General features: G+C 37.3%; 19 protein-coding genes and 1 pseudogene. 5 read left to right on the top strand and 15 right to left on the bottom strand.

Annotation, left to right across the window (positions count from 1 at the left end; translation table 11 throughout):
• Nucleotides 1-353: 353 nt before the first annotated feature.
• Complete coding sequence (locus AB3Y88_RS00310) at nucleotides 354-1,328, bottom strand: aldo/keto reductase (protein WP_228888030.1); 975 nt, start codon at nucleotides 1,326-1,328, stop codon at nucleotides 354-356.
• 93 nt (nucleotides 1,329-1,421) lie between these two features.
• On the opposite strand from AB3Y88_RS00310, the gene AB3Y88_RS00315 reads away from it, so the two are divergent.
• Nucleotides 1,422-1,892 (top strand): MarR family winged helix-turn-helix transcriptional regulator, encoded by a 471-nt coding sequence (locus tag AB3Y88_RS00315; RefSeq protein WP_228888031.1) that lies wholly within the window; start codon nucleotides 1,422-1,424, stop codon nucleotides 1,890-1,892.
• A gap of 1,565 nt (nucleotides 1,893-3,457) precedes the next feature.
• Entirely contained in the window at nucleotides 3,458-3,919 is a 462-nt protein-coding gene (locus tag AB3Y88_RS00320; protein WP_056960815.1) for a GNAT family N-acetyltransferase, read from the top strand.
• A gap of 89 nt (nucleotides 3,920-4,008) precedes the next feature.
• On the opposite strand, the gene AB3Y88_RS00325 is transcribed toward AB3Y88_RS00320, so the two are convergent.
• Entirely contained in the window at nucleotides 4,009-4,227 is a 219-nt protein-coding gene (locus AB3Y88_RS00325) for a hypothetical protein (RefSeq protein WP_228888032.1), read from the bottom strand.
• Between the two features lie 157 nt (nucleotides 4,228-4,384).
• Between AB3Y88_RS00325 and AB3Y88_RS00330 the strand changes: the two genes are divergently transcribed.
• Nucleotides 4,385-4,759, top strand: coding sequence for a helix-turn-helix domain-containing protein (locus AB3Y88_RS00330; protein WP_228888033.1), 375 nt, complete (start codon nucleotides 4,385-4,387; stop codon nucleotides 4,757-4,759).
• Between the two features lie 63 nt (nucleotides 4,760-4,822).
• Here the strand turns inward: AB3Y88_RS00330 and AB3Y88_RS00335 are convergent, their stop codons facing one another.
• The 7 genes and pseudogenes from AB3Y88_RS00335 to AB3Y88_RS00365 all read right to left on the bottom strand — a co-directional run bounded on the left by AB3Y88_RS00335 (nucleotide 4,823) and on the right by AB3Y88_RS00365 (nucleotide 9,035).
• Nucleotides 4,823-4,996 (bottom strand): hypothetical protein, encoded by a 174-nt coding sequence (locus AB3Y88_RS00335; protein ID WP_228888034.1) that lies wholly within the window; start codon nucleotides 4,994-4,996, stop codon nucleotides 4,823-4,825.
• Complete coding sequence (locus AB3Y88_RS00340; protein WP_228888035.1) at nucleotides 4,986-6,017, bottom strand: MFS transporter; 1,032 nt, start codon at nucleotides 6,015-6,017, stop codon at nucleotides 4,986-4,988. The genes AB3Y88_RS00335 and AB3Y88_RS00340 overlap by 11 nt, the downstream gene beginning before the upstream one ends.
• Nucleotides 6,018-6,336: 319 nt before the next feature.
• On the bottom strand, nucleotides 6,337-6,747 hold the full coding sequence (locus AB3Y88_RS00345) for a hypothetical protein (RefSeq protein ID WP_228888036.1): 411 nt from the start codon (nucleotides 6,745-6,747) through the stop codon (nucleotides 6,337-6,339).
• Between the two features lie 58 nt (nucleotides 6,748-6,805).
• Complete coding sequence (locus AB3Y88_RS00350; protein ID WP_228888075.1) at nucleotides 6,806-7,360, bottom strand: GNAT family N-acetyltransferase; 555 nt, start codon at nucleotides 7,358-7,360, stop codon at nucleotides 6,806-6,808.
• Between the two features lie 84 nt (nucleotides 7,361-7,444).
• Nucleotides 7,445-7,507: pseudogene (locus AB3Y88_RS00355) on the bottom strand (hypothetical protein); the annotation flags it as partial.
• 11 nt (nucleotides 7,508-7,518) lie between these two features.
• On the bottom strand, nucleotides 7,519-7,770 hold the full coding sequence (locus tag AB3Y88_RS00360; RefSeq protein ID WP_367293346.1) for a hypothetical protein: 252 nt from the start codon (nucleotides 7,768-7,770) through the stop codon (nucleotides 7,519-7,521).
• Between the two features lie 110 nt (nucleotides 7,771-7,880).
• Nucleotides 7,881-9,035 carry an alpha/beta hydrolase gene (locus AB3Y88_RS00365; protein WP_228888037.1) on the bottom strand — a complete coding sequence of 385 codons (1,155 nt, stop codon included), beginning with the start codon at nucleotides 9,033-9,035 and terminating at the stop codon, nucleotides 7,881-7,883.
• A gap of 139 nt (nucleotides 9,036-9,174) precedes the next feature.
• On the opposite strand from AB3Y88_RS00365, the gene AB3Y88_RS00370 reads away from it, so the two are divergent.
• Nucleotides 9,175-9,726 carry a TetR/AcrR family transcriptional regulator gene (locus AB3Y88_RS00370; protein ID WP_054756100.1) on the top strand — a complete coding sequence of 184 codons (552 nt, stop codon included), beginning with the start codon at nucleotides 9,175-9,177 and terminating at the stop codon, nucleotides 9,724-9,726.
• 431 nt (nucleotides 9,727-10,157) lie between these two features.
• Complete coding sequence (locus tag AB3Y88_RS00375) at nucleotides 10,158-10,919, top strand: CPBP family intramembrane glutamic endopeptidase (RefSeq protein WP_261909566.1); 762 nt, start codon at nucleotides 10,158-10,160, stop codon at nucleotides 10,917-10,919.
• A 277-nt stretch (nucleotides 10,920-11,196) separates the two neighbouring features.
• Here the strand turns inward: AB3Y88_RS00375 and AB3Y88_RS00380 are convergent, their stop codons facing one another.
• The 6 genes from AB3Y88_RS00380 to AB3Y88_RS00405 all read right to left on the bottom strand — a co-directional run bounded on the left by AB3Y88_RS00380 (nucleotide 11,197) and on the right by AB3Y88_RS00405 (nucleotide 16,181).
• Entirely contained in the window at nucleotides 11,197-11,463 is a 267-nt protein-coding gene (locus AB3Y88_RS00380) for an SDR family oxidoreductase (RefSeq protein WP_228888039.1), read from the bottom strand.
• 182 nt (nucleotides 11,464-11,645) lie between these two features.
• Nucleotides 11,646-12,302 (bottom strand): TetR/AcrR family transcriptional regulator C-terminal domain-containing protein, encoded by a 657-nt coding sequence (locus tag AB3Y88_RS00385; protein WP_056960809.1) that lies wholly within the window; start codon nucleotides 12,300-12,302, stop codon nucleotides 11,646-11,648.
• On the bottom strand, nucleotides 12,302-13,075 hold the full coding sequence (locus AB3Y88_RS00390) for an ABC transporter permease (protein WP_228888040.1): 774 nt from the start codon (nucleotides 13,073-13,075) through the stop codon (nucleotides 12,302-12,304). The genes AB3Y88_RS00385 and AB3Y88_RS00390 overlap by 1 nt, the downstream gene beginning before the upstream one ends.
• A complete protein-coding gene (locus tag AB3Y88_RS00395) occupies nucleotides 13,065-13,988 on the bottom strand; it encodes an ABC transporter ATP-binding protein (protein WP_228888041.1) in 924 nt (307 codons plus the stop codon). The genes AB3Y88_RS00390 and AB3Y88_RS00395 overlap by 11 nt, the downstream gene beginning before the upstream one ends.
• 266 nt (nucleotides 13,989-14,254) lie before the next feature.
• The gene (locus tag AB3Y88_RS00400; protein WP_228888042.1) at nucleotides 14,255-15,697 is read right to left on the bottom strand and encodes a PH domain-containing protein; all 1,443 of its coding nucleotides are present in this window, start codon (nucleotides 15,695-15,697) and stop codon (nucleotides 14,255-14,257) included.
• A complete protein-coding gene (locus AB3Y88_RS00405) occupies nucleotides 15,690-16,181 on the bottom strand; it encodes a PH domain-containing protein (RefSeq protein ID WP_056960806.1) in 492 nt (163 codons plus the stop codon). The genes AB3Y88_RS00400 and AB3Y88_RS00405 overlap by 8 nt, the downstream gene beginning before the upstream one ends.
• Nucleotides 16,182-16,332: the final 151 nt, after the last annotated feature.

Genomic DNA, 16,332 nt, shown 5'->3' on the forward strand with positions numbered 1-16,332 from the left:
TTACGTAGCAAGTACTAAAATCCCGACTTTATTTTAGCGGTACTTTCTTTCATAGTTGAGTCAATCCCTTAGTTATTTAATTGTATGCAAATTGTCTCAAAAGTGGTCACAGAAGCCCGCGCACGTGTCAAAACATTCAAGTCAATTGGCTTTGAGAACTCCCTAGTCCGCTGTGGGGTGATACTAAAACTCCATATTTTAATTATTAGATATTTGATCTAGATAGATGGTAAGTTTTTTTGGAACACAATGAACAGCTTATCAGCATGTTTAAATTCAAAGCAAACATTAAAATTTTCACTTAATAAGAGTATTTGATTAGTGTTGCTAAATCAAGTCTAATTGAGCTGAAATTATAGAGCTGCAGAGATTTTATTTAGTTTGGCAATATCACTAATTGACAATTCAAAATCTAGTGTGGCAACATTTTCTTGTGCTTGTTGTATTTTAGATGCTCCAGGAATTGCTAAAACGGTATCTCCTTGAGAATTGATAAGCCAATTTAAAGAAATCTGCGAAATTGTCACGTCATAACTGACCGCCATCATTTTTAATGCTTGATAAAGAGGTGCTGTTCTTTGCAATGTTTTAGTAGTTAAATTTGATTGTAATTTTCTGAATCGACTGATGTGCGCTAAAGTTTCGGGATGTTCATGAAATCTGCCAGTTAACAAGCCTTGTTGTAATGGAGAGTAAGCAATTAATGTTATACCCAGTTCTTTAGCTGCTTCGAGCGTACCATTTGTTTCGGGATTACGATGTAATAAATTGTACTTAACTTGATTTGAAGCAAGCGTCATTCCATATTCTTGCAACAGGCGATGAGCTTTAACCATTTGTTTGGCAGAAAAATTGCTAACACCAATTTGGTTTATTTTATGCTGATCTGCAAGCGAAACCAGTGCTTCAATTTGTTTTCTCAACGATGATCTAGAGGTTGGTTGATGAATCTGATAAAGATCGATAGTCGGGACTTTCAAATATTTTAGGCGGTCATCAATTGTTTTTGCAATTGATGCTGCAGAACGCGCTAACGGGAACCATTTACTCGCAATCAACGGCTTAGCTGAGAGTAGATTTTCTGCTTGCAAGCGTTGTGTAGCCTCGCCAATAAATCTTTCAGAAGTACCATTGCCATATATTTCAGCTGTGTCTATCCAATTCATTCCATGTTGTAAAGAATATTTAATAATTTCATAAACAGTTTCTGTCTCGGCGTTGCCCCACATTGAACTTCGCTTGCTGTCCTTTGTACTATATTGCCAAGTTCCTAATCCAAGTGGTGATAAATATAGGTTAGTCTGTCCTAATTGTCTGAGATTGTTCATGATTGTCTGATTCCTCTTTTCTTTTTTTATTGGACCAAAGTTTGTTTTAATGTGCTATTATAGATAAAAATACTTCTAGCTAGGATGAATAACATGAATGATGCTGATTTATTACGGTACCTTATTAATGCTGTCCAAAAAGAGGGTCAGAAAAAATATTCTGAGTTGTTAGCCCCGCTTGGCATTACACCTAATCAAAGTGAAGTCTTACAAGTTTTATCTAAGAAAGAACCCTTGTCCTTAAAGGAGTTAGGTGGGTTGCTAATTTGTGAAAGCAAGAGCCCTAGCCGTTTAGTCCAGCGTTTAGTTGAAAATGGTTTTATTTATAAAAGTCAAGCGCTTGACGATAATCGAAAATCAGTGCTGCACTTAACTGCTAAGGGACGCAAGTTAATCCCCGATATCAAAGAAAAAGAAGATCTATTTAATGAGTATAATATTGCATCATTAGCCAATGTTATTGATGTTAAAACCCTCATATCTGCTTTGAAATTTCAAATCAACGGCACGGAAAGTCAAAAAAAGATCGAAAGAAGAATTAACATGGATTTACCACTAAATTGATGAAGCTTTTGCCAACTTTTTACCGGCTTATCAATAATTTTAAATACTTCCTGATTAGCCGCAAAATTCTCAGCTTGGAACCTAGGTAGAGATTAACAAACATCTCTTTTAGATTCTTCCAAGCTAAAATTGTTTGAAAAACTCTTCCTAATGGGTTATATGCTACAATTACAATGTTTGCACCTGTAATCTCTCTTTTTCAACATCTCTCCTCCATTATGCATGGATAAATTTTATGAGCTTTTTAAATTGTCTTTAAAGATGTTTCTGATATTCTAATATATTTTGCTCCCCTTTCTTCGTCATAATTGTGACCTCTCACCTGTTCTTTTCAAGCAAAAACTGCTAACCCGGATGTTTCTAAAGTTCTTTTTTAGCATAAAAAGTTCCTTTCTTAACAATGTCTGCATATATTTTAACAATTTAAATGATACATCATCTATTTATGTTAATCAATGCTTTAATTGCTAATTTAAAGATTAATAAAGGAATAAATGTCTAGTCATCAAATCTCAAAAGCTGCACTTAACTCTAATATTTTAAAAGACCTAGCGTTGTCTTTTAAAACAAGTTAATGGGTTGTAGTCGATAAAAAAGCACCTCCAAAACTTGATTTACACATCCAAATTTTATAAGGCACTTCATTAGTTCCAAAAATTGTGCACTTCCTTCATAATTTTTCAGCCGGTAAAATCGTGGCCGCTTCAATCCCGACGCCAGTCTGTGCTAAATAAAATTTGATTAGCTGATAACCTAAGGAATATTCGACGGCATACGGGAGTCACTTAGGAGGATGGCCAAGCATTGTGGCTAGTTGATCACCATAAATGTATGGCATAATTGCTGTCATCCATTCGAGATTGAGCACGTCTTTAAAAATTGGTTGCAACACCTTGGTTGCCCTCGTGGGCAAATAGATGACCTACTTTTTTTCAATTCTTCTACGGCGACGAATGTCATTGATAAAAATCCTGGAATCCCTCCATCTCCAAGGTAGCCTGCACTCAAATGTAATATAGAGCTTGTCTTTTTCCCTAAGAAAATTATAAATTTATATTCTTGCAAAGGAACTTGAATATTTTTATTAGTAAATTCAGTTAATTCAGCTTCGCTCGCCTGGCAATGGGTTCTTATTATTTTAATTATAGCTGTTCTTTTTGTTGTTAATCTCGGCTGGATCCACTGGGGAATGGTTGTAATGGGACAGCGTTTAGCGCATAAATAGCAACCGCACCTTTCACTGCAATATGTACTAAAAGTCCACTAATGGTTTGATGCATCAGCAAGCCCTTTACTATCCCGACAAATTGATTAAAGCTTGCTGTGCGATTATTAGTCATGCAACTGTATCAAATCTTTACTATGCTTGAAAGCATGCGTTTTGGTAGAATGCTAATTACCAATTATAAAGCCGTTATTTCTCCTTTTTAAACTACAAATCAGCCGCAAAACCAAGCACAGATGCTAAATGTGGACTTCTGGCGTGGTATTTCATTTACGTACTCTTCTTTCTATAATTTTGGTGCTATACTAACTTCATACATTAAAAACGGGGAGAAATAATCATAATGCATCTATTACCCATGACAGAAATTGAATTTCAGCATTATCTATCAACCGCTATTAAAGAATACGCAAAAAACAAAATAGATGCCGGCACATGGACCAATGAAAATGCATTTAAAAATGCCAATGCCAGCTTCAAAGAATTACTCCCAGCAGGGATAAAGACCGCCAATACTTTCTTTTACTCAATTACGTTTCAAGCTGATACTGTTGGATATATTTGGTTTGCCAGCTACCGAGATAACCCTTTAATGGCATTCATCTATGATTTTAAAATTTACGACAATTTTCAAAACAAGGGTTTTGGTTCCAAAGCTCTACAATTGACAACTCAGGAAGCCAAATTAAAAGGTTTTAGTTCAATAGCCTTACATGTCTTTGGAAGTAACAAAAGAGCTATCCATGTCTACGAAAAAAATGGCTTCACTACAACTGATATAACTATGCAAAAAAAACTCTAATTCAGAGTTTTTTTTATTACAGGGATATCAAATCAATGTTTACGTCAACATCGCTCTTCAAAGTAACGCTGCATCAACTTTTACAGATACTATAAAATAGTCGCCCAGCTGTCATTTATGGTAAAATGTTGCTTTTTAAATTTTTCTGCAAAAGGTGCTAAGCCATGTTTTGAAAAATACGAACGGCGTTTAATTTTTGGTAAAGTACTTAAGTCTGCATATCTTTGAGCAGTTAAAATTTTTAAGGGCATCTTTATCATCCCTTTCTCCATTTTGAAGTTTAAACCGTTACGTTGCATGATGGTCAAGGGGCAAAGACTGCAATTAGCAAATTTTGAGTTGATAATCTGCTAAATATGTAGCATCATTGCAAAAATGTTTAAGTACGACAGGCAATTAAAGTTGTTTTGGCCTATCTTTGAAGTATCATTGAGTTGTTAATATTACTGTAGTAAGGAGAAAAAAATGCGTACAATAAATGCGATCGAAAGTAGTCAAAAACACTTTGAATATTGCCCATTAGATACGACACTTGGTATTTTATCCGGAAAATGGAAGTCAATTATCATTTGTAGGCTGATGTCTGCTTCATTACACTTTAGTGAGTTACACAAAGAAATTCCGAAGTGTTCTACGCGAATGCTGGCACTGCAATTGTCTGAACTGCAAGAGGATCAAATCATCGAGCGTCAGGTCACAGCAACTTTTCACACAGAATACTCTTTGACAGCATGGGGTCAGAGCTTAGCGCCACTGGTGACTGCATTGAATTCCTGGGGCAGCCATTATCTCAAAGAAAATGCTGGTAAAATTGCAGGCAACAATAACTTAGATTGCTAATGCTGACTATCCCTTGCGTTTTCATGGTTCAGACAGTCGTGATGCCAGGTTTTTGAACTACAGCTAAGGTTTTCTGTTCGGTTGTTGGCTCAACTTCAATGTAATTAGAAGTGCCAGTAAAAAACCAAAAGCTGCCAAAATAGTAATTGATTTGAAACCAGTGAACTTTAATAACAAGCCGCCAAGCAGCGAACCTAACGTTAGGCCTAGATATAGAAAAGAACTGTTAATTGACATGACAGTTGCTCGATTTGAAGGCACCACGTTGACAATAGGCTTGCAGTGCAGTTACTCCAAAGCCTTGAGTCAGAGCTAACAGGATTAAAGCCAGCAGCAAAATTCCTAAGTTATTTCCCCAAAAAGCAATTACTAGCATAACGAGTAAGGAAACCCCACCATTTGTGAGAACACTCCTTTTTTTACCAAGATAATTCATGACTTTTCCCCCAAAAAAACTAGCACAGAAATTGGATAGACCGTAAGCAATAAAGATGTAACCTGTCGTGGCAGTATTAAACTTAAAAGTGTCAACAATAAATGTTCCCAAAAAAGTATAAACACTATAAAAGCCAAACATCCAAAATAGGGTAATTAGCAATGCAGGAACTGCATTCGGCGTACTTAAGACCGTACTGAAACTATTAAAATAACCAATATTTTTGGGATGCTGTATTACAGATAAATTTTTAGGAATAGTAAAAAATAAAACCAGCATGCAAACCAGTGTCAGGAATGCAGAGCCCCAAAAGGCCATATGCCAATCGCTCAGTTGTGAAAGGGTCGTTCCTAACGGTACCCCGATTGCGATTGACAGGGATAAGGCAGACATGACAATTCCGACAGCCTGATTCAATTGTTTCCCCGAAAAAAAGTCACCGATAAAAGCCCAAACATTTGGTAAAAAAATTGACGCTCCAATCCCTGCGAGTGCACGATACATGTAAAACAACGCCAACTTATTCGCTAACGCACATAAAAGTGTTCCGGTTAAAAAAATCAGGATTCCTGTCATTAAAAGCAAACGCTTATTTACACAATCGCCTAAAGGGCCAAAGAATGGAGCTCCCAGTGCGTAACAAAGTGCATAGATGGTAACACTCGCGGAGGTCTCTGCTACGGACGCTTTAAACTCGTGGGCAATCGTTGGTAAAAGTGGTGAAATAATAAAAGAATCAGCCCCGATAACAAAAACTCCAAAAAATAGCCCGATGATTATGAATATCGCAATTTGTGAATTTGCTGCTCTAGTTGATTTCAATGTTAGCGCTCCTTGATTAATTAGTTTTTTGTCCAATCTTAAGGGATTTCTCTCTAGTTGGGATCATAGAACTAACTAGAGTGACAAACAAGTGAACAAAAGTATACCTGTTGTCAAATTAAGACAAACTTGCTGAGTGGAAATTGACAGTATTAGGTTACTTATTCAACATTATTTGGCATATCCACCAAAGTAATTAGGGATTATAAAAAAGCTCAACTTTAAAGAGTAAGCTTGCATTCTCTTCAAAGCTGAGCTTTAACTATACTTATCCCTATTCCAATGATTCTTGCCTTTGCTGTAATTCCACTAATAACAGCTACTCTCCGATTGCAACGATTTCTACTTTGATTCTGTCCGGATCTTCAAAGTAAAGCGCATAATGCTTTTTTCCGCCCGCATAGGGATACCGAGCAGCATAAAGTTCATTATAATTAAGTGGCCCTAGTTCTTTTTTAATTCGAGTAATTAGTTGCTTGTCTGCAACAGAAAATGCCAAGTGATTTAGTCCAACATGAGTTCTACGGTAACCAGCGCTTAATTTTTGGACATCAGTTTGTACAAAAACTAAGTAACTGTACGGCTTTTTGATGTAGCTGATCCCCTGCTCCCATACTTGGTAGTGTTGATATCCCAAGTGCTTGAGTAGCAACCAATCCCAAAATTTCCGCGAGGCAGCAAGATTACTAACATTGATTTCGAAATGATTAAGCAAGCCTGTAGTTTCCAAATTAGTCAAACTCCTCTCAATTTACGTATCATTAGCTCATAAATATAATTTACGCTAATTACAAACTTGTTTTATTTTTATTAGTCCATTCAGTCCGCAGAATCCCGTACTTGATAGAATCCCAATATTTTCCTTGCCAATAGCGGACTTGGCGGACTTGGCGGATTTCTGCTTCTTTCTTTAGGTTTAGACTTTCAGCAAGGGCAATCATCCGGTAATTGCCTGACCACGTTGTCAATCCAAGATGTGGCAGCGTACTTTGCTTAAATAGCTCAGTGATCCACTGGGTTAGAGCTTGCCGCCCGATTCCCTGCTGCCAGTTTGCTTGTTGATAAATACTTATTCCGACCTCCAGCCACTTTTCTAAGGGTTCGTCTGCATAATACGCAAAAACCATCCCCACCATTTGATTATTGTTCCAAATCACTTTGCGCAACGGATTATTCAGATACACGTTCTTCTGGCTGCTATCAATAAAAGTGTCTTTTGAGGGCAGCTTATCATGAAAATACGGACCATTCCATTTGGTCCATTCTGCATGCGGATTACTGAACGCTAATTCCCAAAAGTCAGTCAGTTCGTCTTGCTGAAGTTCTTTTAAAATAATTTGCATTCTTAGTTCCCCTAACAATTCTAAAAGGTCTGAATCTAGAACAATGAAGTCAGCAACCTTTCCTGCTGTTAAAGTGCCATATTCAGCATCAATCTGACATAGTTTAGCAGCATTGACTGTTGAGCATCGGTAGGTAAACGGGGTCATCCCTAATTTAGTCAACAATTCAAATTCATACACGTTTTATCATAACCATTAAAAGGACTACCTGCATCTGTTCCACAGGTGAACTTGGCTCCTTGTTGATACGCAACACTGAGGTTCTCAAAGGTATCTGCTAGTAAAGTTGGTGTTAAATAAGTATTGGGTTCCAACATTAATTCGATTTCTTCATCATTAACATAAAAACCATGTTCGATCGAATCTATACCATCGAATAAATTAAAATTGAAAAAGGTTTTAGTTCCCATGTTAAATTTCTCGGATAGCATCATCCTTATGCAGGAAAGTTTAGCATGCTTTTAAACAAATATATAGTTTTAACTGGGATCTTTTGAAAAACATTCGAACAGCACACACTTCAAATTGAAGTCTCATGACCAGGCAAGGCTGGTTGATTTAAAAAAATACGTACGGCATTCAAAGCAAGGTCATATCTTCCAGCTTGGCAGTGTTGTTCTCCGCCGGTTTTTTCTGTAAAAATTTTGGTTGTTAATGATCTGGCGGATCTTAACTCTGCTTGTTCCAATGCTAAATCCTGAAATGGAACATACTGATCTTTACTTCCAGCTAAAAGTAGCACATCTGCAGTCACTTTTTTGCCCAACCCACTAACATTATGCAAGGCAATCTGTTTTAATAAAGAACAGAGAGTTTTTGTACCGGTGTTTTCAAATCCTTTATTAAGCTTAAATTTCAAATCCGCGTTCGTTTGGATAAAGGGCTTGAGGAGTTTTTCCACGCTAGTTTCATTTCCTTGTTCTAAAGCACTTCTTAAGCGTTCTTTTGTTTCGCTAGGTAAACCATTCAAAAAGACATTCAGACCATCATAGAAGAAGTCAAAGCAGATTACCTGTTTAATTCTTTTTTCGTATGCAGCTGCCCTAATAACAAAATAGCCGCCCCAAGACACACCGAGGGCATCCACTTCTTGAAGTTCAAAATAGTCTAAAAGTTGCGTCACAGCTTTTTCCATATACGGTGTAAAGAGAATTCCATTATCAATTAAGGCTCTTCCCTGACCGGGACCATCAAACAAAATCAAATTATAGTCGGTGCCTTTAAAAAAGTCAGTCACTGCTAAAATTTCTTCCATAAAACTATCAAAGCCATTAATAATTAACAGCGTTTTATGTGCACCCGGATTAACGACAACCTTCAGAGCCGGAAGATAGGAATTCTCATATGGAACTTTGTATTCAACATAATTAAGCCCTGGATGACTGCGGTAAAAATTGTTTAAATAACGATGGACAGTCACTTTTTTCCTAGAATCATGCTTATTTAAATAAAATTGTGCCAGCGCGAAGTAAGCACAGGCAAGTGCAAAATCTGCTTGACGCTCTCGTTTTTCACCTACCGTCTGCCATGCTGAAAACCAGCTTTCTTCATCTTGAATTTGTGGAATAACGACCTTTAAATCCTGTTTGACTTTAGGATTATCATGAAGACCATTTAATTGCCTATTAATTTGTAAGTTCATCTGTTGCTGCCCTTTAAGATATTCAAAAAACATTTTTGTTCCTCCATTCTTGTGATATCTGCAGTTTAACTGGCAAATAACACGGCAGCAACAGTCATCATTTTTAAAAGTGTCCATAAAAGGACATTTGGACCTAGATTGACCATTATTGGATATAAAAAGGAGAATTGTTTTGGTAGAAGATCTTAGAAAATTTAAAACAAAACGCAATCTTGAGCAAGCCTTCATTAAATTATTAAAGACAAAGGACTTTGCTAAAATTACAATCGGAGACATTTGCAAAGTGGCATTCACCAGCAGATCAACTTTTTATTTACACTATTTAGATAAGTTTGATTTACTAGAAAAAGTATTCAATAAACAGGTTGAAGACTTCGAACTGATTGTTAAAAAACGGCTTAAGTCTTTGATGACATTGAACTGGAAGATGTCAATTGAACAGTTCTATGCTGAATTAATCGCACACAAAGAATCTATTCTTGTTTTATTTCAGATCAACGTACCGCAGTATAATTTGCAAAATGAATTTAAACGAGTTATTGAAAGCTATCTAAGAGCATACTTTACACAGCATGAACTATCCCTAGAGGTCGATGTAGATTTGGCGACCCAAATTGCCGCGGGTGTTATTTTTGAAATTTTAAATTGGACTTTTGAGCATGGAATTGACAACCGCGCGCTAAAATTTGCCGAAAAAATGAGAGTTGTATTGATTGAAGATTGAAAATACTAATTGCTTTTTGCTAAATCCGGTTAAGCACAACCAAAATATCCTTGGGTTCAGTCAATTACTACTGCGGAGGCTTCCTGATCTTCTGCCTGCTAACCTAAGCAGCTTTAGCAAGAGCAGCTCAAGTTATCGCTGTTATTCACAATCAACGCCTTTTCATTGCTAAAATAACATCTAGCAGATCTAATCCTAAAATTTATGTGTGGAGTCTGTCTGATTTCCCATCCAGCCAGGTAAATATACTTTTGTTGGTCTCTCAACCCCTATTTTTACTGCGCGTACAACGACCGCCTCCCTCATCAATACTTTAATTAAATATTTATTTAATTGCGAGCTATTTTTTTAAAAGTATCCGTTTGCTTATTTAAAAATAATGATATCATTATAATATTACGAATACTGGAAAATTAAGGAGGAAGCTGGCAATGCTATTAAATAATCGCTGGACTTGGGGCAGACAATTATATTGGGGAATTATCTTGTTCCTGCTTTTTTGGTGGCTAAACATGTTCATTTATGATGCCTCTAACACTACTAAAGCGATCGTTAATGTTGTTTTAGCGCTTGTGGCTTTATTAGTTGCATTCAGAGGACTTAAGTCATTTAAGTTGATTAACACAAAGTTGCTTTTTACTAGAAATTTAGGAATTTGGGGCATCCTTGCAGTTGCCATTTTTATTATCATAATGAGTGTGGAGAATGTTCCCTTAAATATTATTACTGTTATTAACTCAAAGAATTTCTTGTTAGACACAATGATAGCCCTGTCTGCGGCAATTTTTGAGGAATCAATTTGTCGTGGTTTAATTCTATCTGCTTTTCTGGGGCTATTTATCTATGAGAGTTCTTCTTATAAGTTTACTAAAGCAGCTGTGTGGTCAGCTGTATTATTTGGCAGCATGCATCTGATCAATTTGTTTGGAGAAAGTCCGCGAGCTACCTTGCAACAGATGCTGTACGCGTTTGCTACCGGCGTTTTTTTGGCAGCATTGCGCATCACAACTAACTGTTTGTTGTGGGTAATTTTATTACATTTTATTTTAGATTGGGGACCCCTGATTGCCGCTTCAAACAATAGCGTTGGTATGAGCTGGAGTTTGTTATTTGTACTTTTTACCCCGCTTCTTGTCACAAGCCTTATTTATCTGATTTATGTGGATCGTCAGTTGTCATTAAAAGAGACATAAAAATGAAAAAGAATAAGGGCCCAGGACAAAAGTGGAGTGCACCAAAAGGCAGTTGGCGCGAATTAACCCTATAAGTCAGACAAACCAATTTTGGAATTATCCGCCTCACGCTGTTAATTCGCGCCAACTAAACGCCTTTTGTCCTATTCTCTTAGCTTTATCCTAAAATACGTGAATTACCATGATTAAAGTTTGAGCGCTTTACTGGTTTTGCAAAAATAATTTTCAATCATTTTAACGGGTCGTGTAACCCCCATTAGCGAAAATAGTCTGGCCGTTAATCCACCAACCAGCACCAACCAGCAGTAGTTAAGAACTTTATGATTGGAACAATGTCTTCAATCTTTGTTAGTCGGTCTCCCATTGCTTGCGCTTTATGGAATGAAGTAGACTCTTTTGTCTCTTGACTATAGAAAAAAGGTGTATCCATTGGTCCTGGCGCAATTGTATTAACGGTTATTTGTCGTGCAAGAAGCTCATTAGAAAAAATCAGATTTTTTGTGAATTCAACGGCTGCAGGATACAAAACGCTAAACCAGCGCATTGAACTACTAAAAAAGCAAGAAAGAAAAATCAGAAAAGACCTGACACAGCAAAAAAACTATCTCGAAAAAATTCAAAATAAGATCCAGACACTCGAAAAAAAAATTGTAAGTAATTAGTTGTTTGTCTTTTTACTAAGTCAGAATTGTAAGTCTGACTACTTTTTCACTCCTATCTCGCGTACTAAACAAACGGCCTTGCATCCCAACCATTAATAATGGCTGAAATTCCCAACAAAAATTGGTGTTCCTCATCAAACTGTTCGCTTTGTAAGGAATCCATGAATTCTTTTAAAATTGGCAGTTTTTGCTTAGAATTCTGCAAATTTGCTGTATCAATGACACCACCATTTTCGGGTTCAATTGCTTCAGCCCAAACAAAGCCTAACGTATAAACGGCCAAACTCTTAACTAGAAAGATAGTAGTCGGTTGAATCTTCATTCCCTTTTCAACTAGAAAAGTCAGAAAACTTCCAACTAATTGGAATTGCCGCGCGGTTACAAGCGGATGCGTTGACATTAGTGGCAAAACATTAGGATGCTGCAACAATGTTCGCCGAAAATGCGACATCAACTCAATCAGTATTTTTTGCCAATTTAAATTGGCAGCGAGCTTCAATTCATTAAGCGCCAGTGATTTGTTCCAAATAAATTCAACAAGGCCATCAAACAAATTCCCCTGATTTGGAAAATAGCGGTATACAGCCATGGGAGAAACGTGCAGTTCACGCCCTAATTTACGCATCGTAAAAGATGTAATTCCGTCACGATCAATTAAAGCTAATGAGATCTGCAAAATGTATTCGCGGCTTAAGGTTTCCTTTAGCGGTTTATCAACCATTAGTGATCGCCTGCTTTCAGTGGTTTTAATTTAAATCCGAGCAACGCTAATAAAACAAAAAGTGAAGTAATGATTATCAAAATAATGAGGTTGGTTTTAATCATTGAAAGGTTACCATGATCAAGACTGATTTTTTTTATCGCTGACAGGGCCCAATAAGCAGGATCGAACCAAGCTAATTTTTGCGCCCAATCCGGAAATGAATTGGTTGGCGATAAGCTACCACCCAACCCGGCCATTAAGACACCTAAAAAGTTTGAAAGCATTAGCGCAAATGATGCTGAATCAGTCCAACTCACTAGCAAAATACCAAAAAATGTTAAGCAAGCGGAAAAAATGATGAGTGTAACGGCTAATGCCAGCCAGCTACCATTAGGACTGAAATTAAAAAGAACACTGCTGAGCAGCACTACAGCTATCAATTGTAACAATTGAATGATATACGCAATAATCGCTTTTCCGGTAATAATTTCTGGCAAAGAAGTTATTGAAACTTGAAGCCGGTCCCAAGTGTTGTAGGTCGCTTCATTAAAAAAGTTCTGAATAATCAGTTGGACAGAAAAGAACGAGAATAAAACGGCCAATCCTGGAACAACTTGTTCCGAGCCGTTAGCAGCATGATATCCTTGCACTAACAGTTGGGCCTTAGCAGCTGGAAGCATAAAAGGTGCCATTACAATTGGAATTAAAATCATAATAATTTGGACAGACGGCTCAGCCAACTGTAAATGCATGTTTAAGCGCGTGACCGCCGATATTTGTCTAAACTTCATGGGAGATGCCTCCTTTTATTAAACCACGATATGCAGATTCCAGATTAGAATGTGAAAGCTTGATTTCCTGCAATTGATAATTTTGAATTTCATTGTCAGTTAAGGCACTTTTTAAAATCATAGCCACTGGGAAGTTGGCTGGAGCGGTCTTGTATTCCAAACAATTCCCCTTTCTTTTCCAGCCTGCAATGGTGGGAAGTTTTCCTTGGAACCAGAGTTCAATTGCCGGATGTGCATACTGTTGGATAATTTTTTCTTTAGATCCGATTGCTTCGATTTTACCATGATTCAAGAAAACAATTTTGGCATTCAAATCCTCAATTTCTTGCAAATAATGGGTTGTATAAATAACGGTAATTCCTTGCTGACTGAGCCTTTTAACTGCATTTAGAATCTTATCACGTGACGTGACATCAGCTCCGACAGTTGGCTCATCTAAAAAAACAATTTTGGCATTATTCATCAGTGCGATAGCCGAATGCAAACGCCTTTTTTGACCACCGCTCAAGTCTTCAGCAAGCTGTTTCTTAATTGAAGTTAATGCAAAAGTAGCTAATAAGTCAGAAGTCTTTTGGTTTACTTCAGTTTGATTTAAACCATTTATGAAACCAAAATTCTTTAAATTTTGAACCACGGTTAGTTGTGGGTAAAGAGCTAATTGTTGTGGTGCCAATCCTAAAAGCGCATTAGTATTCCGTCTCTGTTGTCCAAGCTGTCGTCCTAACAAATACACCTCTCCATAGTCTTGTTTAATTAAACCCGTCATAATTTTAATTAAAGTTGACTTTCCAGCCCCATTAGGACCTAATAATCCAATAATTTCTCCACTGTTAATAACCAAATTAATATCTTTCAGAATGGTTCTATTTTTAAATTTTTTTCCGACATGTACTAATTCAATTGCTTTTGGCATTTTGAACTCTCCTTTTTGTTTACAACGTAAACTACATTTACATTGTAAACAAATGACTGCTAAAGTCAAGTTAAAATAACGCATTTAACAGTAAATCAAGTGTATGTAAAACTGCTAACATTGCAAAGAAGCTACTATCGAAGAACGCAAAACAAACTAAGAGAGACAAAATCAAAAATTAACTTTCGACTTAGTCTCTCTTAGTTTTATATTTTTGCTGATATCTATTCTGGAACTAACAGCTGTCACGTCAAATTATTACAGGCCTAATCATTCTTTAAAGTTGTCCGCCCAGCTAAGACGCGTTGTTTAAGACGTGTACATTCCGCTAAATCAAGATATCTTAGTTTGATTCGTCGACGTATTCGTCCTGCTTTAACAAAGTGTTCAAAATGACCCCATTGGTGCCGCTCTAAGTAATAAGTGGTTTTTAATTTCACAGATTGAATTTTATTAAACGGACATAGTGTTTCTATCCGGGAAATACCAGCTACAGTCACAGTGTGCAAGCTGTTCTTATCAAGCGCCGCGGTTTGAATATCAGCGGTCCAAAAAGAGATTGCCACAAAAAGAGCCAGCAGACCGATTACTATTATTCCCCACACAAGGTTGAAAAAGTAAATTGCAGCAGCACCCAAAATTAATAATGCGAGTAGACGGAAACGGGCAAATAAAAACCAGTGGGACTTTTTAGAATTCGGTACAAGCGCTGTCGGTTGCCACTCCGGCAGCAGTTTTTGTAACATTTGCCAAACTTCTTTGTCCCGAATAATTGGAAGTAGATAAAAGGTATTGTCGTTAACATCCTCTTTTTTATTATCACCTTGCCCAGCTGCTAAAATAACTTCCACAGTTTGTAATCCTAAGAGGCGCCGTAACAGTGATTGCCGCAACTGGAGCGCTTGGATCCGTTGAATTGGGATGCTAACCCGCCGCCGCGTAAAAAGTCCTCTTTCAATAATTAAATGATCATCTGTCCGCCAAACAAAGAAGCGAAAATAACGCAGGAAGTTACGGGTTAAGACTACAATAAACAAGATAAACAAGATTAACAGGATCAAAAGAGCAATCATTAATATCCCACCGGCAACAATTTCATTGAGGCGCGTCTCCACCCATTTTTGAAAAGCCAAACTTCCTGCTTCACTGTAGATCCCCAACATTGCCAGCAAAACTGAAACCAAATTAAGATCTGTAAAAGTAAAGACAAATAAATCATTTACAGAGACTTGGTAAAGCGTGGTTTGCACGGAAGTCTTCGCAGCCGGTAATTCAGTACCGTGGTTACGCTTTTTTTCAAGTTCACGATAGATGAATTCAGGAACAGCTTCCAGCACAACGTCATCTTTGCCACCCCGGCTTCCTGCAGTTTCAATCGTTAACTTTGCAACTTTAAAAGGTTTAAATAGAAACCAAACTTCACGGTGAACTGCCTGAATTCGCTCATAAGGAATATCTATCTGATGTTTAAAAATAAAGCCATAATGCATCAGTAAATGTTTTTCATTGAGCACAAAACGATAGGATAGCCAGTGATAGTAGGCTTGCGCAACTGCTAATAAAAGAAAAATAAGAAGTCCTAAGACAAGCAGTTTTGGATTTGAAATGTTTTTGAAAACAACTAATACTAGTAAAACAATCCAAGCACGAAGATTGTGGACCGTGCGCTGCAACAGCATTAAAGCGCTGAAATGTCGCATGTTAGACATCTTCGCGCACCGCCTTGACCAAATGCAAAATTTGATTGCGCAACTTGAAAGCCTCATCGCTGCTCAGACCTGCAATCTGATGCTCGGTAGCAGCAGTATACACAACTAGTGACATCAATTTCTGTTGACGCAGTAAAGGTCCTTGTCGCGTTTCAACATGTTGAATGCGGACGAGCGGCACAAAAACTGTCTGACGGAAAAAGAAACCCTTCTGAAAAGCCAATTCTTCACTATTTATTTCATAGCGATGAAAGGCATAGCGATATGGAATTAGCAGCAAAGCCCCCACTAAATTCACGACGATCAAAGCTAGAACAGCAAATCCAGCAGTATATAACCAACTGGGATTCCAAAATTTAAAGGCTAAGCACCAAACCAAGGCTGTAAGCACTAGCGAAATGCAAAAATCAAGCAGTGCACGCAAAAACCAAACCACTTTGATTTGGAGTGGTAGGAGATTGCGTAGTAACGGATATGTATTCATAAATTATTAGTCCAACTTTCTATAAACTCTTTTTAGGATAACAAATCAACCTATTCTTGACAAGGGGACGCTGTCTTTTGAAAAGTGCTGCTAATAATAAAGGGGGCTGTGACAAAAGTAAAATTTTGTCACAGCCCCTCTTTTATTCCGG

Source organism: Liquorilactobacillus satsumensis (assembly GCF_964065465.1).
Taxonomy (GTDB): Bacteria; Bacillota; Bacilli; order Lactobacillales; family Lactobacillaceae; genus Liquorilactobacillus; species Liquorilactobacillus satsumensis.

Excerpts from the sequence above, each read along its gene's own strand:
- AB3Y88_RS00390 (WP_228888040.1), bottom strand. The coding sequence starts at position 13,075 with ATGAAGTTTAGACAAATATCGGCGGTCACGCGCTTAAACATGCATTTA.
- AB3Y88_RS00365 (WP_228888037.1), bottom strand. The coding sequence starts at position 9,035 with ATGTTTTTTGAATATCTTAAAGGGCAGCAACAGATGAACTTACAAATT.
- AB3Y88_RS00315 (WP_228888031.1), top strand. The coding sequence starts at position 1,422 with ATGAATGATGCTGATTTATTACGGTACCTTATTAATGCTGTCCAAAAA.
- AB3Y88_RS00400 (WP_228888042.1), bottom strand. The coding sequence starts at position 15,697 with ATGTCTAACATGCGACATTTCAGCGCTTTAATGCTGTTGCAGCGCACG.
- AB3Y88_RS00405 (WP_056960806.1), bottom strand. The coding sequence starts at position 16,181 with ATGAATACATATCCGTTACTACGCAATCTCCTACCACTCCAAATCAAA.
- AB3Y88_RS00375 (WP_261909566.1), top strand. The coding sequence starts at position 10,158 with ATGCTATTAAATAATCGCTGGACTTGGGGCAGACAATTATATTGGGGA.
- AB3Y88_RS00360 (WP_367293346.1), bottom strand. The coding sequence starts at position 7,770 with ATGGGAACTAAAACCTTTTTCAATTTTAATTTATTCGATGGTATAGAT.
- AB3Y88_RS00350 (WP_228888075.1), bottom strand. The coding sequence starts at position 7,360 with ATGCAAATTATTTTAAAAGAACTTCAGCAAGACGAACTGACTGACTTT.
- AB3Y88_RS00385 (WP_056960809.1), bottom strand. The coding sequence starts at position 12,302 with ATGGTTGATAAACCGCTAAAGGAAACCTTAAGCCGCGAATACATTTTG.
- AB3Y88_RS00335 (WP_228888034.1), bottom strand. The coding sequence starts at position 4,996 with ATGTCAATTAACAGTTCTTTTCTATATCTAGGCCTAACGTTAGGTTCG.
- AB3Y88_RS00330 (WP_228888033.1), top strand. The coding sequence starts at position 4,385 with ATGCGTACAATAAATGCGATCGAAAGTAGTCAAAAACACTTTGAATAT.
- AB3Y88_RS00395 (WP_228888041.1), bottom strand. The coding sequence starts at position 13,988 with ATGCCAAAAGCAATTGAATTAGTACATGTCGGAAAAAAATTTAAAAAT.
- AB3Y88_RS00310 (WP_228888030.1), bottom strand. The coding sequence starts at position 1,328 with ATGAACAATCTCAGACAATTAGGACAGACTAACCTATATTTATCACCA.
- AB3Y88_RS00380 (WP_228888039.1), bottom strand. The coding sequence starts at position 11,463 with ATGCGCTGGTTTAGCGTTTTGTATCCTGCAGCCGTTGAATTCACAAAA.